13 protein-coding genes, 1 tRNA gene, 1 pseudogene and 1 riboswitch are annotated in these 12,955 nt (G+C 38.7%); of the genes and pseudogenes, 12 read left to right on the forward strand and 3 right to left on the reverse strand.

Annotated elements, in window-relative coordinates; genetic code table 11:
- Window positions 1–21: 21 nt before the first annotated feature.
- The 7 genes from GEZ89_RS04915 to GEZ89_RS04945 all read left to right on the forward strand — a co-directional run bounded on the left by GEZ89_RS04915 (window position 22) and on the right by GEZ89_RS04945 (window position 4,940).
- Window positions 22–594, forward strand: coding sequence for a hypothetical protein (locus GEZ89_RS04915; RefSeq protein WP_153225172.1), 573 nt, complete (start codon window positions 22–24; stop codon window positions 592–594).
- Between the two features lie 541 nt (window positions 595–1,135).
- Window positions 1,136–1,441 (forward strand): type II toxin-antitoxin system RelB/DinJ family antitoxin, encoded by a 306-nt coding sequence (locus tag GEZ89_RS04920; RefSeq protein ID WP_153225173.1) that lies wholly within the window; start codon window positions 1,136–1,138, stop codon window positions 1,439–1,441.
- On the forward strand, window positions 1,438–1,770 hold the full coding sequence (locus GEZ89_RS04925) for a type II toxin-antitoxin system RelE/ParE family toxin (protein WP_153225174.1): 333 nt from the start codon (window positions 1,438–1,440) through the stop codon (window positions 1,768–1,770). The genes GEZ89_RS04920 and GEZ89_RS04925 overlap by 4 nt, the downstream gene beginning before the upstream one ends.
- Window positions 1,771–2,168: 398 nt before the next feature.
- Window positions 2,169–3,161 carry an ABC transporter ATP-binding protein gene (locus tag GEZ89_RS04930; RefSeq protein WP_153225175.1) on the forward strand — a complete coding sequence of 331 codons (993 nt, stop codon included), beginning with the start codon at window positions 2,169–2,171 and terminating at the stop codon, window positions 3,159–3,161.
- 1 nt (window position 3,162) lies between these two features.
- Entirely contained in the window at window positions 3,163–3,981 is an 819-nt protein-coding gene (locus GEZ89_RS04935; protein ID WP_153225176.1) for an ABC transporter permease, read from the forward strand.
- 1 nt (window position 3,982) lies between these two features.
- Window positions 3,983–4,768, forward strand: a complete 786-nt coding sequence (locus GEZ89_RS04940; protein WP_153225177.1) for an ABC transporter permease — start codon at window positions 3,983–3,985, stop codon at window positions 4,766–4,768.
- Between the two features lie 99 nt (window positions 4,769–4,867).
- Window positions 4,868–4,940, forward strand: a tRNA-Thr gene (locus tag GEZ89_RS04945).
- 432 nt (window positions 4,941–5,372) lie between these two features.
- Here the strand turns inward: GEZ89_RS04945 and GEZ89_RS04950 are convergent.
- Window positions 5,373–5,598 (reverse strand): annotated as a pseudogene (locus GEZ89_RS04950) (helix-turn-helix domain-containing protein); the annotation flags it as partial.
- A 407-nt stretch (window positions 5,599–6,005) separates the two neighbouring features.
- Window positions 6,006–6,094, forward strand: a riboswitch (glycine riboswitch).
- Between the two features lie 90 nt (window positions 6,095–6,184).
- Here GEZ89_RS04950 and GEZ89_RS04955 point away from each other — a divergent pair.
- From GEZ89_RS04955 to GEZ89_RS04975, 5 genes are all read left to right on the forward strand, one after another.
- The gene (locus tag GEZ89_RS04955) at window positions 6,185–7,507 is read left to right on the forward strand and encodes an alanine/glycine:cation symporter family protein (RefSeq protein ID WP_153225178.1); all 1,323 of its coding nucleotides are present in this window, start codon (window positions 6,185–6,187) and stop codon (window positions 7,505–7,507) included.
- Between the two features lie 438 nt (window positions 7,508–7,945).
- Window positions 7,946–9,124 (forward strand): ryptide export MFS transporter, encoded by a 1,179-nt coding sequence (locus tag GEZ89_RS04960; RefSeq protein WP_153225179.1) that lies wholly within the window; start codon window positions 7,946–7,948, stop codon window positions 9,122–9,124.
- Between the two features lie 225 nt (window positions 9,125–9,349).
- Window positions 9,350–9,898: a carboxymuconolactone decarboxylase family protein gene (locus GEZ89_RS04965; RefSeq protein ID WP_153225180.1), complete on the forward strand. Its 549-nt coding sequence runs from the start codon at window positions 9,350–9,352 to the stop codon at window positions 9,896–9,898.
- 14 nt (window positions 9,899–9,912) lie between these two features.
- The gene (locus tag GEZ89_RS04970; protein ID WP_153225181.1) at window positions 9,913–10,977 is read left to right on the forward strand and encodes an acyl-CoA dehydrogenase family protein; all 1,065 of its coding nucleotides are present in this window, start codon (window positions 9,913–9,915) and stop codon (window positions 10,975–10,977) included.
- Window positions 10,978–11,085: 108 nt separating this feature from the next.
- Window positions 11,086–11,982, forward strand: coding sequence for a TDT family transporter (locus GEZ89_RS04975; protein WP_153225182.1), 897 nt, complete (start codon window positions 11,086–11,088; stop codon window positions 11,980–11,982).
- Window positions 11,983–12,056: 74 nt separating this feature from the next.
- Here GEZ89_RS04975 and GEZ89_RS04980 read toward each other — a convergent pair whose 3' ends face one another.
- Window positions 12,057–12,596 carry a DUF3278 domain-containing protein gene (locus GEZ89_RS04980; RefSeq protein ID WP_153225183.1) on the reverse strand — a complete coding sequence of 180 codons (540 nt, stop codon included), beginning with the start codon at window positions 12,594–12,596 and terminating at the stop codon, window positions 12,057–12,059.
- A gap of 12 nt (window positions 12,597–12,608) precedes the next feature.
- A complete protein-coding gene (locus GEZ89_RS04985; RefSeq protein ID WP_153225184.1) occupies window positions 12,609–12,950 on the reverse strand; it encodes a hypothetical protein in 342 nt (113 codons plus the stop codon).
- Window positions 12,951–12,955: the final 5 nt, after the last annotated feature.

Genomic DNA, 12,955 nt, shown 5'->3' on the forward strand with positions numbered 1-12,955 from the left:
TATAAAGAAAAGGAAATGGAAATGACGAGAGAGGAAATTTTACAATACTTACAAGATAAACGTGAGTTGACAGCTCCAGTAGCAGTAACTTTGAAAAATTTACAGGAAAAACAAGCTAAGTTAACGAAAGCTAAGCAGTTCTTAGGAAAAACTATCATTTCAATGTTTGTACTTACTTTACTAATTTTGATTACTGATAGTGGTAGAGGTTTGGAACGTTTTGTATTTCTGATGATAGGAATTGTATTATTTGGTGGTCGTCAGTTATTTTTGATACAACCAGCAGAAGCGGAACTGGAACAGGCTCAGAAATTACATAATACAGAAATTAGTCAACCAGGGTACATTAATGGGAAAAAGAATTTTCCAGAGAAATTTTATAATTATAGTGATACTTACCGTCTTTATAAACTGGTTGAAGAAGGACGTGCTTTGACATTGCAGGAGGCGTATAATCTTTTAGAAACACAACAATTTCAAGAAAATCAACTTTCTATTCAAGAAGAAACGCGCGCTTTGCAGCATGATATTGCTAGTTCAGCACGTGTTGCAGCTGTCGGCTCTGTTATTTCAGCTTTTAATACTAGAAAGTAATAAACGATTTCTCTTAGTGTATCAGAAGGAAATGAAAGAAAATATTCTTAATTCCAGATTGTCAAAATTATTTCAGAAAATGACTGCTTATTAAGGCATAGAAACTTTGTAGCCTAGTCAATTAAAATCAATGTCATATATGTCTACAAAATCTTTTAATGTTTTGTAAATAAATTGATGAATTATAAAAATCAATAAGTGGTAAATGTCCCTCAGAATTCATGTTTTTGGGGTAAATATACAAATGAGGTCAGGAAAAAATTACGACCTCATTTTTTAATAAATGAGATTTTTCTTAGAATTTTACTTTCTATATCCGCAACATTCAATCAACCAGTAAGTTTTTAAAACATCTGGGGGTTAGGATTACGAGAGCGCTACATGATCAATAGTTTTCTGTATAACCACTTTTTTGATGACTAATCTAATCTAATCTTTCAACAGTGTAATAGTGGTATTTCGTTTTCAGAAAAACATTAAATTGACAAGTAATGTAAATTGATGTACAATTACAGTACAAAACTTAAGTGAGGTGATAAGAATGGGAAAAACAGCTACAATTAGTGTTCGAGTTGATGAATTAGATAAACAATCAGCTGAACAGGTTTTGAAGCAGCTTGGGATGCCGATGTCAACATTAGTTACACTATTATTGAAACAAGTATCATTAACGAAGAAAATCCCTTTTGATATTTCATTGCCAGACGCACCTTCATCAGTGAATGTAGAGGAAATGACAGCTGATCGATTTGGACAAATGATGGTTGAAGCTTATCATGAAGCAGAAAACGGTCAGGTTCGATCGGTCGATGAGTTCTTTAAAGAATTTAAGGAACGGAATGCATGACTAAAATAACCATTAATATTTTAAAAAGAGCTGAAAGTGATATGGAAGCCATTTATCATTATATTGCAGAAGAGCTTCAATCACCGAAAACTGCCATGAATCACTTTGAAGCTATTGCAGAAGGGATTCAAACCTTAGAAATATTTCCTGAAAGATGCGCTATTGTAGAAGAATTGCTCAGTTTAGATATTAAAGTTAGACGACTGCTAGTAAAAAATTATTCAGTGTTTTATCGCTTTGATAAGGATACAGTTACCATCTTGAGAGTGTTACATCAATCAAGTAGCTTGGACAGATTACTGTTTGAAATCGGGAACAAATCCGATTGACGTATACGTATTTAGTCAGATTATATTCTATTTCATGGCACTTTATATAAAATCGTAGTTAAAACTTTCTAAAAAACATGTGACACTGCTCAGTAGGTTCAAGAAGGTAAAGCTTAATCTAGCTGCACCATATAAAACAGCAACCTGCCCCTAATGGCAGGTTTTTTGGTGTTTTAAGGAAACTAATAAACCAGAACTTCTGATTCAAAAGTATTATTTTAAGAGAGAAATCTCTAATTTCATAATCTATAAGCAAACGCTTGCATTCCTTTTTTTATTAGACTATAATAGGTTGGTATAAATCCTTCTGTAATAATATTAAGAAGGTGTAGAAAGTAAGGATTTAGAATATTTGTAGTCAAAAATACAATCTTGTTTCTTACTAAAGGGAGATAGATATGGCAATGATAGAAGTGGAACATCTTCAGAAAAATTTTGTGAAGACTGTTAAGGAACCGGGTTTGAAGGGAGCTTTGCGCTCCTTTATTCATCCTGAAAAGCAGACCTTTGAAGCGGTCAAAGATTTGACCTTTGAGGTGCCCAAGGGGCAGATTTTAGGATTTATCGGGGCAAATGGTGCTGGGAAGTCAACCACCATCAAAATGCTGACAGGGATTTTAAAGCCGACATCTGGCTATTGTCGGATTAACGGCAAGATTCCCCAGGACAATCGCCAAGATTATGTCAAGGATATTGGAGTCGTTTTCGGACAACGCACCCAGCTATGGTGGGATTTGGCACTGCAAGAGACCTACACGGTCTTGAAAGAGATTTACGATGTGCCAGACTCGCTTTTCCATAAGCGCATGGACTTTTTGAATGAAGTTTTGGATTTGAAGGAATTTATCAAGGATCCTGTGCGGACTCTTTCACTAGGTCAACGGATGCGGGCGGATATTGCGGCTTCCTTGCTTCACAATCCCAAAGTTCTCTTTTTAGATGAACCGACTATTGGTTTGGACGTTTCGGTCAAGGACAATATTCGTCGGGCTATCACCCAGATCAATCAGGAGGAAGAAACAACCATTCTTTTGACCACTCACGACCTGAGCGACATTGAGCAACTCTGTGATCGAATTTTTATGATTGACAAGGGGCAGGAGATTTTTGATGGAACGGTGAGCCAGCTCAAGGAGACCTTTGGCAAGATGAAGACTCTCTCCTTTGAACTGCTACCAGGTCAAAGTCATCTCCTTTCTCACTATGAAGGCTTTTCGGATATGACTATTGATAGACAAGGGAATAGCCTCAACATTGAATTCGATAGTTCTCGCTACCAGTCAGCTGACATTATCAAGCAAACCTTGTCTGATTTTGAGATTCGCGATTTGAAGATGATGGATACGGATATTGAGGATATTATCCGTCGCTTCTATCGAAAGGAGCTCTAAGATGATCAAATTGTGGAGACGTTATAAACCCTTTATCAATGCAGGTGTTCAGGAATTAATCACCTACCGAGTCAACTTTATTCTCTATCGGATAGGCGATGTCATGGGGGCTTTTGTGGCCTTTTATCTCTGGAAGGCAGTCTTTGATTCCTCACAAGAGTCTTTGATTCAGGGCTTCAGTATGGCAGATATCACCCTCTACATCATCATGAGTTTTGTGACCAATCTTCTGACTAGGTCGGATAGCTCCTTTATGATTGGGGAGGAGGTCAAGGATGGTTCCATTATCATGCGTTTGTTGAGACCAGTGCATTTTGCGGCTTCTTATCTCTTTACCGAGCTGGGCTCTAAGTGGTTGATTTTTATCAGCGTAGGACTGCCATTTTTAAGTGTCATTGTTTTGATGAAAATCTTATCTGGGCAAGGGATTGTAGAAGTGCTGGGATTAACTGTCCTTTATCTTTTTAGCTTAACGCTGGCCTATCTGATTAACTTTTTCTTTAATATCTGCTTTGGATTTTCTGCCTTTGTATTTAAAAACCTATGGGGTTCCAACCTACTTAAGACTTCCATAGTGGCCTTTATGTCTGGGAGTTTGATTCCCTTGGCTTTCTTTCCAAAGGTCATTTCAGATATTCTGTCCTTCTTACCTTTCTCATCCTTAATTTACACTCCGGTCATGATTATTGTTGGGAAATACGATGCTAGTCAGATTCTTCAAGCACTTTTGCTTCAGCTTTTCTGGCTTATAGTGATGGTGGGCTTGTCTCAGTTGATTTGGAAACGAGTCCAGTCCTTTATCACCATTCAGGGAGGTTAGTATGAAAAAATATCAACGCATGCATCTGATTTTTATCAGACAATACATCAAACAAATCATGGAATACAAGGTTGATTTTGTGGTTGGTGTGTTAGGTGTTTTCCTGACCCAAGGCTTGAATCTCTTGTTTCTCAATGTCATCTTTCAACACATCCCTTCGCTAGAAGGATGGACCTTTCAAGAGATTGCCTTTATCTATGGCTTTTCCTTGATTCCCAAGGGATTGGACCATCTCTTTTTTGACAATCTCTGGGCACTGGGGCAGCGCTTGGTGCGAAAGGGAGAGTTTGACAAGTATCTGACTCGTCCTATCAATCCTCTCTTTCACATCCTCGTTGAGACCTTTCAGATTGATGCCTTGGGTGAACTCTTGGTCGGTGGCATTCTATTAGGAACAACAGTGACTAGCATTGCTTGGACTCTTCCAAAATTCCTGATTTTTCTAGTTTGTATTCCTTTTGCGACCTTGATTTATACTTCCTTGAAAATTGCAACAGCCAGCATCGCTTTTTGGACCAAGCAGTCAGGCGCCATGATTTACATCTTCTATATGTTCAATGACTTTGCCAAGTATCCGATTTCCATTTACAATTCACTTCTTCGTTGGTTGATCAGTTTTATCGTGCCTTTTGCCTTTACAGCTTACTATCCTGCCAGCTATTTCTTGCAGGACAAAGACGGGCTCTTTAACATTGGTGGGTTGATTTTGATTTCCCTTGTTTTCTTTGTTATTTCTTTAAAACTCTGGGATAGGGGATTAGACGCTTACGAAAGTGCGGGTTCTTAAAAGGAAGAATCTCAAAGCCTTGTCTCAGGACAGGCTTTTTTAATTGTGATGAAAATTTCTTGACATCCTTCCTTATAGTGCTATACTATAAGTGGATTTGCCGATTTAGCTCAGTTGGTAGAGCACCGCACTCGTAACGCGAAGGTCACAGGTTCGATCCCTGCAATCGGCATTTTTAGTAATGTAAAGAAAGACAAAGAAAATTCAAAATGTTTATTTGAAGGGAATTATCACAAGTTGATTTTTAAAAATAATTTAGTGTTTTATTTGAAAAAAACAGTAAAAAAGCGCAAAAGATCACTTCCTGTGCTACACTGTAATTGAAAATTTTTTATTTTGGGCGTTAGAACTGTTTCCTCAGTCCTAGCGCCTTTTCTTTTTGATAAGTCTGTTTGGTGGAGAGTAGTTTGTAAATGATTCTGAGAATCTTATGTGCGTAAGCAATGATGGCTCTCATCTTACTTCCTCTTTGGGAAATTCGATTGTAAAAAGAGGAAAAAGCTGGATCCTTAGAATTTGCTGCAATCAATTCCGACATAGTCAAAGCTTGCTTGATATATCGATTTCCTTGCGTGATGTGTGAGGATATTTTAATGCCAGCACTTTCATAAGACTGTTGAGCATAGTCGGCCGAATAAACCTTTTTGAAGCGCCCTATTCCAACACATTGTAGGACTGTCCCACGCTTGATTTCAGTATGGATAGTTTGAGGAGTTTTTCCAAGTAGAGGGGCAATTTCTCTATTTGATTTCCCTTTTTTTCCATCGTTCGATTAACCGACGGCTATCGATTGTCAAATGTTTGGCTTTTGTAGTATAATGGCTTTGAATCTCTGTGCCTTTCTTGTGTTTGTGTTTGAACAACAAGTATAACACAGAGCTGTTTTTTTATGCCTATAAGAGATTTCATGTGACAAGAGGAGCCCCTGAAGCTGTTTTGTCAGCTAAAGCAAGGCTAGTCTTAGCCTTGGACACCAGCCTAACATCATCAAGCCGCTTATCAAATGAAATCGAGTACTAGCTATAAGCTAGTTGAAGCATCTAATTTTTAGGAGGACTGGATGGCTAACTTCATTATAGAACTTTCAGTAAAGCAAAAATCATAAAAAGTATAATAAAATTTTCTGAAAATAATTGACAAGAGCTGAATTTTCTTGTAAAATAAATAAAAATTAAATACAACACCGAATGAAGTTTAATAGAAGTGGAAAATCGTTTGATTTTTCATGACTGTAAATGGACGGAACTCTGGAGAGACCGTAAAGGCACCGAAGGGGCAAGGCAGGCAACTGCTCAAACTCTCAGGTAAAAGGACAGAGCAATGATAGAGCGCTTTTTGGCATTTATCGATGCATTCCAGAGTACATGTTTTTAACATGTACTCTTTCTTTTGGGGTTGAATAGATAGGAGAATGGTATGTTAAATTTGCTAAAAGAGCTAGATGCTCTGGTATGGGGCCCACCCCTTTTGATTTTATTGGTTGGTACAGGAATATATTTAACTCTTCGTTTAGAACTCTTACAGATCTTGCGTCTCCCCAAGGCCTTCCAGCTTATTTTTACCAAGGATAAAGGGCATGGGGATGTGTCGAGCTTTGCTGCCTTGTGTACAGCCCTAGCAGCAACTGTTGGTACAGGAAATATTATCGGGGTTGCAACGGCTATCAAGGTTGGTGGACCAGGTGCTCTTTTTTGGATGTGGGTGGCTGCTTTCTTTGGAATGGCAACCAAGTATGCAGAAGGACTACTTGCTATCAAATATCGAACCAAGGATGATCATGGTGCGGTAGCAGGAGGACCGATGCATTATATCCTTCTAGGGATGGGCGAAAAATGGCGCCCTCTTGCAATCTTCTTTGCTGTTGCTGGAGTACTAGTTGCACTTTTGGGAATCGGTACTTTTACCCAAGTGAATTCCATTACAGAATCCGTGCAAAATACGGCTAGTATTGATCCGACAATTACTGCACTTGTTTTATCTATTTTCGTAGGGATCGCAGTTTTTGGTGGGCTCAAGTCTATTTCAAAGGTGTCAACTACAGTTGTTCCCTTTATGGCTATTGTCTATATCTTGGGAACCTTGACAGTCATTTTCTTTAATATCGAGAAACTCCCTGCAACTCTGGCCTTGGTCTTTACATCAGCTTTTAGTCCAGCGGCTGCAGTAGGAGGCTTTGCAGGAGCCAGTATCCGAACTGCTATTCAAAATGGTGTGGCGCGTGGAGTCTTCTCAAACGAGTCTGGATTGGGTTCAGCTCCCATTGCGGCTGCGGCAGCTAAGACCAACGAACCGGTGGAGCAAGGTTTGATTTCTATGACAGGAACCTTTATTGATACCTTGATTATCTGTACCCTGACTGGTTTGACAATCTTGGTGACAGGGGTTTGGAATGGTAATTTAGATGGTGTTGCTCTAACTCAGTCAGCTTTTTCTACAGTATTTTCTTTCTTTGGACCTGCTCTTCTAACAATCTTCTTGGTACTCTTTGCCTTTACTACGATTTTGGGATGGAACTATTACGGAGAGCGTTGTTTTGAATTTCTCTTTGGCGTTCGCTTTATCTGGCTCTATCGTGTGGTCTTTGTGCTTATGGTCTTACTAGGTGGATTCATCGAGCTGGATATGGTCTGGGTCATTGCGGATATTGTTAATGCCCTCATGGCTCTACCAAACTTGATTGCACTCTTAGCCTTATCACCAGTCGTTATCGCTGAGACTAAAAAGTATTTTGATAAATAATGTAAGATTGATATTACCATTTATAGATAAGACTAGCATCTGTTTGTGAGATGCTAGTTTTTTCACTACTAGGGCTAGTCTTTTATTTTATACTCAATGAAAATCAAAGAGCAAACTAGGAAACTAGCCGCAGGTTGCTCAAAGCACTGCTTTGAGGTTGTAGATAGAACTGACGAAGTCAGCTCAAAACACTGTTTTGAGGTTGCAGATGAAACTGATGAAGTCAGTCACATATATACGGCAAGGCGACGTTGACGCGGTTTGAAGAGATTTTCGAAGAGTATTATGTCATAAGATGAATGAAATTCAAGAGTACTTCTTTTATGATATCCTTTATTTGCACTTTTATTTATTGTATAATAGTCAGCATAAATCTGTTTCTGTTCTGATATGTCTTGTTTCATCTATGTACGAAAGAGAAATAAACTGGAGGTGTTTATGTCAAAAGATATTCGAAAATTAGTGACTTCACAGGGACTAGCGAATCTAGCAGATGTCTTTTTTAGAGTCATTGTGATTGCAAATGTGTTTGTCTTATCTGGTTCGGTCATTTCAACCTCCCTAGTGCCAATTTTGATTGGACTATCCTCCTTTTTAGCCAGTTTCTTAGTTCCATTAGTAACGAAGAGATTAGCTTTAAATCGTGTTCTTTTCTTGACTCAATTTGGTAAGACGATTCTGCTAGCGATTTTGTTTTTTCTACTCAAGCAATCTGAAACTATTTCCCTCCCTCTTTTATATGCTATTGTTACCTTAATCTCCGTTTTGGATGGTTTTGCAGCGCCTGTTTCCTATGCGATTGTTCCACGATATGCAAGTGATTTAGCTAAAGCGAACGCAGCTATTTCTATGAGTGGTGAAAGTGTACAACTAGTTGGTTGGGGCTTAGGAGGTTTCTTATTTGCGAGTCTGGGAATGAATCCTAGCCTGCTCATTGTGTTAGCCTTGTTTACATTTTCGACGATTTTGATGTTCGGTTTGCCACTAGTCGAAAAAGAAGAGTTGTCCTCAGAAACGCATGTTGAGACGTTAACAAAAGGTTGGAGATTGGTGGCTAAAGAATCAAGATTAGGCTTTATTGTCCAAGCCAATCTTTTAGAAATTCTAGCCAATGCTATCTGGGTATCTTCTGTTTTACTTGTTTTTGTGACTGAGATTTTACATCGGTCAGAAAGCTATTGGGGCTACGTCAATACATCCTATTCCTTGGGGATTATCTTGGGAGGTGCTATTGTCTTCCGTCTAGCAGAGAAAGTTGTTACCTATAAATATCAAACTATGACCTTTTCTTTGTTAGCGACAGCACTAGTAACTCTGTTGATAGTGTTATTTCCAAATCCACCTGCTTTTCTATTCCTATCTCTAGTAATTGGTTTTTTATCTCAGATTAAGGAAGTTCCTGAGAGTGTATTATTACAGGAATCGGTTGATGAGAAGGAACTTGTGAATGTTTACTCCGTTATCGAAGTTGTCTCTACGTTGGCCTTTTTTGTCTCTGTTTTTCTAATGAGTTTTATCACAGAATATTTTGGTGTATTTACTGGCTTTGGCTTGGCTATATTCTGTTTGCTAGTAGAGTACATCTTAGTTTTAAGAAACAAGCATCAGATAAATTAACAGTTATGATCACACATCTGGTGTGATTTTTTTGTTTTCATAAAAATTTTTTATCAGTGCAATTTAAAATATATATTATGCAAGGTATAGATTCTGTGTTAGACTTATTGTCAACGAAAAGCTAATGAGTCATCAATCAAGGCAAGGATTTGTTCAATAGGCTGATGAGATTTCGTAAGATTTTCGCAGAAACCATTTAATTACAAAATGAAAAGAGGTCCCCTTATGACAACATTTACTATCCACACAGTAGAATCAGCACCAGCAGAAGTGAAAGAAGTTCTTAAAACAGTACAAAAGGACAACAATGGCTATATCCCAAATCTAATCGGTCTTTTGGCCAATGCCCCTACAGCCCTAGAGGCTTATCGCACTGTCGGCGCTATTAACCGTCGCAACAGTCTAACACCTGTAGAGCGTGAAGTGGTACAAATCACTGCAGCCGTAACTAATGGTTGTGCCTTCTGCGTCGCTGGTCACACAGCCTTTTCTATCAAGCAAATCCAGATGAATGATGACCTACTTCAAGCCCTTCGCAATCGTACTCCAATCGAAAGCGATCCTAAGCTGGATACCCTAGCTAAGTTTACCTTGGCAGTTATCAATACCAAAGGGCGCGTAGGAGATGAAGCACTGGGTGAATTCCTTGAAGCTGGCTACACGCAAGAAAATGCCTTGGATGTTGTTCTCGGTGTCAGTCTAGCAAGTCTTTGTAACTATGCCAATAATCTGGCTAATACACCGATTAATCCAGAATTACAACCTTATGCATAAGAGGAGGACAAAGTATGGGATTTTTTTCAGAAGAATTTTTTAGCTGGTTAGACCAGCACGCCGATGAAATTGACAAAAAATCATGTCAAGCTGGAGAAGAGCTGATTGAGAAAATTGCTGCAGAAGGTGCCTTTCGTGTAGGAGTACCAAAAGTTCTTGGAGGGCTAGGTGGAAGTGACCAAGATGTTATCGATATCCTTGCAGAACTCGCTCAACATTCCTTAACAGCCTCCTTTATCTCATGGGGGCAACGAACTTTAATAGACAATATTCTACATACTGACAATGCTTATTTCAAAGAAGTTTACTTGGAAAAACTCTTATCAGGAGAATATACAGGTGCTACGGCCTTATCTAATGCGGTCAAGTATCTATCTGACTTAGAGGAACTAAATGTTCGTATCCTTGAAGAAAATGGGAATTATTACCTAAAAGGACGACTTCCTTGGGTAACCAATGCTCGTAAGGATCGCTTCCTCACTATTTTTGTAGCAGGATTTGCAGATGACTCGAGTAAAAGTTATGTAGTAGCCGTACCATCGGACGCAGAAAACTTTAGTCGTTCCGAAGATTTGGAATTTGTCTCTCTCCAAGGAGGGAATACAGCAGCCCTGACTTTTAACAAGGTCCCTTTAAAGGAAGAGTGGATTCTATCCAAGGATGCTCATCAATTTTTAGCGCAAAATCGTCCAGCCTTTTTAGGCTACCAATTTGGCCTAGCCTTTGGTTTGGCTGAACGTTCACTCTCAGAAGTCGAAAAAGAATTGGGGAAACGAGGTGTCTTGAAGGAAGAATGGCAACATCAGGTCGAACAGTTAGATGATATTCGACATTCTCTCTATCAAGGACTATCTGAAGAGTCCTATTTCGTTAAAAATCCGCGTGAACTATTCCAGTTACGAATCGATATTGTTGATGTTGTTGCCCAAAGTCTCTTGTTAGAACTACAAGCTGGTGGCGGTAGAGGATACTTTAGTAAATCGACATCCGGTTTCATACGTCGTTGGAATGAAGGCGCATTTTTACCAATTGTTTCTCCTAGTGCTGTGCAATTGCGACATATTCTAGCGACAAACTAAAAATAAAGAAAATAAAAACGAGGTTTATCTTTTTAAACTTCGTTTTTTAATACTTCATTTAAGCGCTTTTATGCTATACTGATAATAACATGACTATTGGAGGTTCACATGAAAAAACTCCCCTTGGCCTTTTCAGGGTGCTTATTGGGATTGGCTGGAGCAGGCAATCTCATATTGGATATTTTTCCACTATTATCGCACGTCTTTAGTTTGTCAGGCTTGATTTTATGGTTTTATTTTTTATACAGTCATCTTAGTGATTGGCAAGAAAGCCAGCAAGAACTTAAGAAAGCTCCTCTATTATCGGGAATGGCGACCTTTCCCATGGCAGGGATGATTTTATCAACCTACTTACAGCGAATCTTACCTACGAGTATGAGTATCATAGCACAAGCTCTTTGGTGGTTTGCCTTTCTACTGGATGTAGGTTTAATCATCTACTTCACTAAAAATTATGTGCAGACTAAACCAAGAACGAGCGCAACGCCAAGTTGGACAGTTCTTTATGTAGGGATAGCAGTAGCAAGCTTGACCTACCCAGTGGTGGGCATAGTCGAGATTGCCTATGGCGCTTGGATTTTTGGCTTTACCTTAACCCTTTTCCTTTATCCTCTGATTTATCAAGATTTGAAAAGTAATCCATTGCCACGGGCTTTACTGGGGCAAGAAGGAATCTATTGTGCTCCCTTTTCTCTACTGTTAGCAGCACTCGTTCGGATCGGAGGTTCAGGACTTCATGGCTGGATTTTGCTAGTCATGATCCTTGCCTCACAGACTTTCTTTTTCTTTGTTCTCAGTCGTTTACCAAGGATTTTAAAACAGGGATTTCAACCAGCTTTTTCAGCCCTAACCTTCCCAACTATCATCACAGCAACTTCATTGAAAATGGCCCAAGGCATTCTGCAGTTTCCAGTCCTTAACTTTCTCGTTTGGTTAGAGATTATCATTTGTTTAACGATTCTTGTCTATGTATTAGTAGAATATATGCGGTATTTAAGAAACTAAAAAAGCCCCTAGCACTGAGAAGTGTTAGGGGTTTGTTGTCGAGCATAGAAACAATCAATTAGTTCAGCTTTCTCCTACTGCTCTTCATGTTCGGATAAAAAATAATAAGTCATAGTACCGAAGATTGATCCTACTCCAAGTCCTACTAGTAGGAAAAATGCAATCATTTTGAGTTCTAGAAACTGCAAGAAGAAATCTGTAATCGAGTGATTTTCAAGGATTACTTTTTTGGAAAATAGGATAAATAAGTAGAGAGTTGGGATGCTAGTTCCAACTAACCAACTTCTTAACTTGATTTGGCGCTTGCTGTAAGTGATTTGTGGAATCTCGGATTGATCATCATCTTCTAAGTGGAGCCCTCTAGTAGTATATCTTGCCTTGAGACTGAGGGCAAAAATCATCAAGAAGTAGAGATAGGGCATAGCCGTTCGAACTATCTCTATAAAGCGCCCAAATAAAAGATAGAATAGGAAGAGAAAGAAGGAAGAGTAAAAGATTTGGACCATGGAACGGGCGCAAGCCTTGTAGATGACCTCTTGACGGCATTCATCAAAGGGTCCTTGGATATGAAAGAAATTTCGAACTAAGCGAGTGGTTAAGTCTTCTTTTTTCATGGTAGTGACCTCTTAATAACCTTGTTTTTGATTAGCTTCTTTAAAGAGTTGATAGAGAGTATAGAAGTAGACTAGACTAAAAACGATACAGATGGTTAGAAATAGTAGATATCTCCAATCCATAGAATTCGTTAACAGTTGTGGGAAAGATACGAGGATAAAGCAGAGTGATGCGTTTAAGAGGCGTATTTTTTTTGATGTGATTTTCTGAAATCTTTGTCCTTTGTTCAAGACAGGAAGGGCTAAGAGGAAGATGATCAGAAAAGGACGCGTAATCTGCCCATAAACTAGGAAAACTGTCATAAAGATACTGACCAAAATATGACTGAGAATTAAAGTTTGTAGTGATTTCATAAGTT

It is taken from the genome of Streptococcus mitis, assembly GCF_009496285.1.
Taxonomy (GTDB): domain Bacteria; phylum Bacillota; class Bacilli; order Lactobacillales; family Streptococcaceae; genus Streptococcus; species Streptococcus mitis_BP.

What these genes read in the sequence shown, in the direction of transcription:
- GEZ89_RS04915 (WP_153225172.1), top strand. Translation starts at nt 22, where the DNA reads ATGACGAGAGAGGAAATTTTACAATACTTACAAGATAAACGTGAGTTG.
- GEZ89_RS04920 (WP_153225173.1), top strand. Translation starts at nt 1,136, where the DNA reads ATGGGAAAAACAGCTACAATTAGTGTTCGAGTTGATGAATTAGATAAA.
- GEZ89_RS04925 (WP_153225174.1), top strand. Translation starts at nt 1,438, where the DNA reads ATGACTAAAATAACCATTAATATTTTAAAAAGAGCTGAAAGTGATATG.
- GEZ89_RS04930 (WP_153225175.1), top strand. Translation starts at nt 2,169, where the DNA reads ATGGCAATGATAGAAGTGGAACATCTTCAGAAAAATTTTGTGAAGACT.
- GEZ89_RS04935 (WP_153225176.1), top strand. Translation starts at nt 3,163, where the DNA reads ATGATCAAATTGTGGAGACGTTATAAACCCTTTATCAATGCAGGTGTT.
- GEZ89_RS04940 (WP_153225177.1), top strand. Translation starts at nt 3,983, where the DNA reads ATGAAAAAATATCAACGCATGCATCTGATTTTTATCAGACAATACATC.
- GEZ89_RS04955 (WP_153225178.1), top strand. Translation starts at nt 6,185, where the DNA reads ATGTTAAATTTGCTAAAAGAGCTAGATGCTCTGGTATGGGGCCCACCC.
- GEZ89_RS04960 (WP_153225179.1), top strand. Translation starts at nt 7,946, where the DNA reads ATGTCAAAAGATATTCGAAAATTAGTGACTTCACAGGGACTAGCGAAT.
- GEZ89_RS04965 (WP_153225180.1), top strand. Translation starts at nt 9,350, where the DNA reads ATGACAACATTTACTATCCACACAGTAGAATCAGCACCAGCAGAAGTG.
- GEZ89_RS04970 (WP_153225181.1), top strand. Translation starts at nt 9,913, where the DNA reads ATGGGATTTTTTTCAGAAGAATTTTTTAGCTGGTTAGACCAGCACGCC.
- GEZ89_RS04975 (WP_153225182.1), top strand. Translation starts at nt 11,086, where the DNA reads ATGAAAAAACTCCCCTTGGCCTTTTCAGGGTGCTTATTGGGATTGGCT.
- GEZ89_RS04980 (WP_153225183.1), bottom strand. Translation starts at nt 12,596, where the DNA reads ATGAAAAAAGAAGACTTAACCACTCGCTTAGTTCGAAATTTCTTTCAT.
- GEZ89_RS04985 (WP_153225184.1), bottom strand. Translation starts at nt 12,950, where the DNA reads ATGAAATCACTACAAACTTTAATTCTCAGTCATATTTTGGTCAGTATC.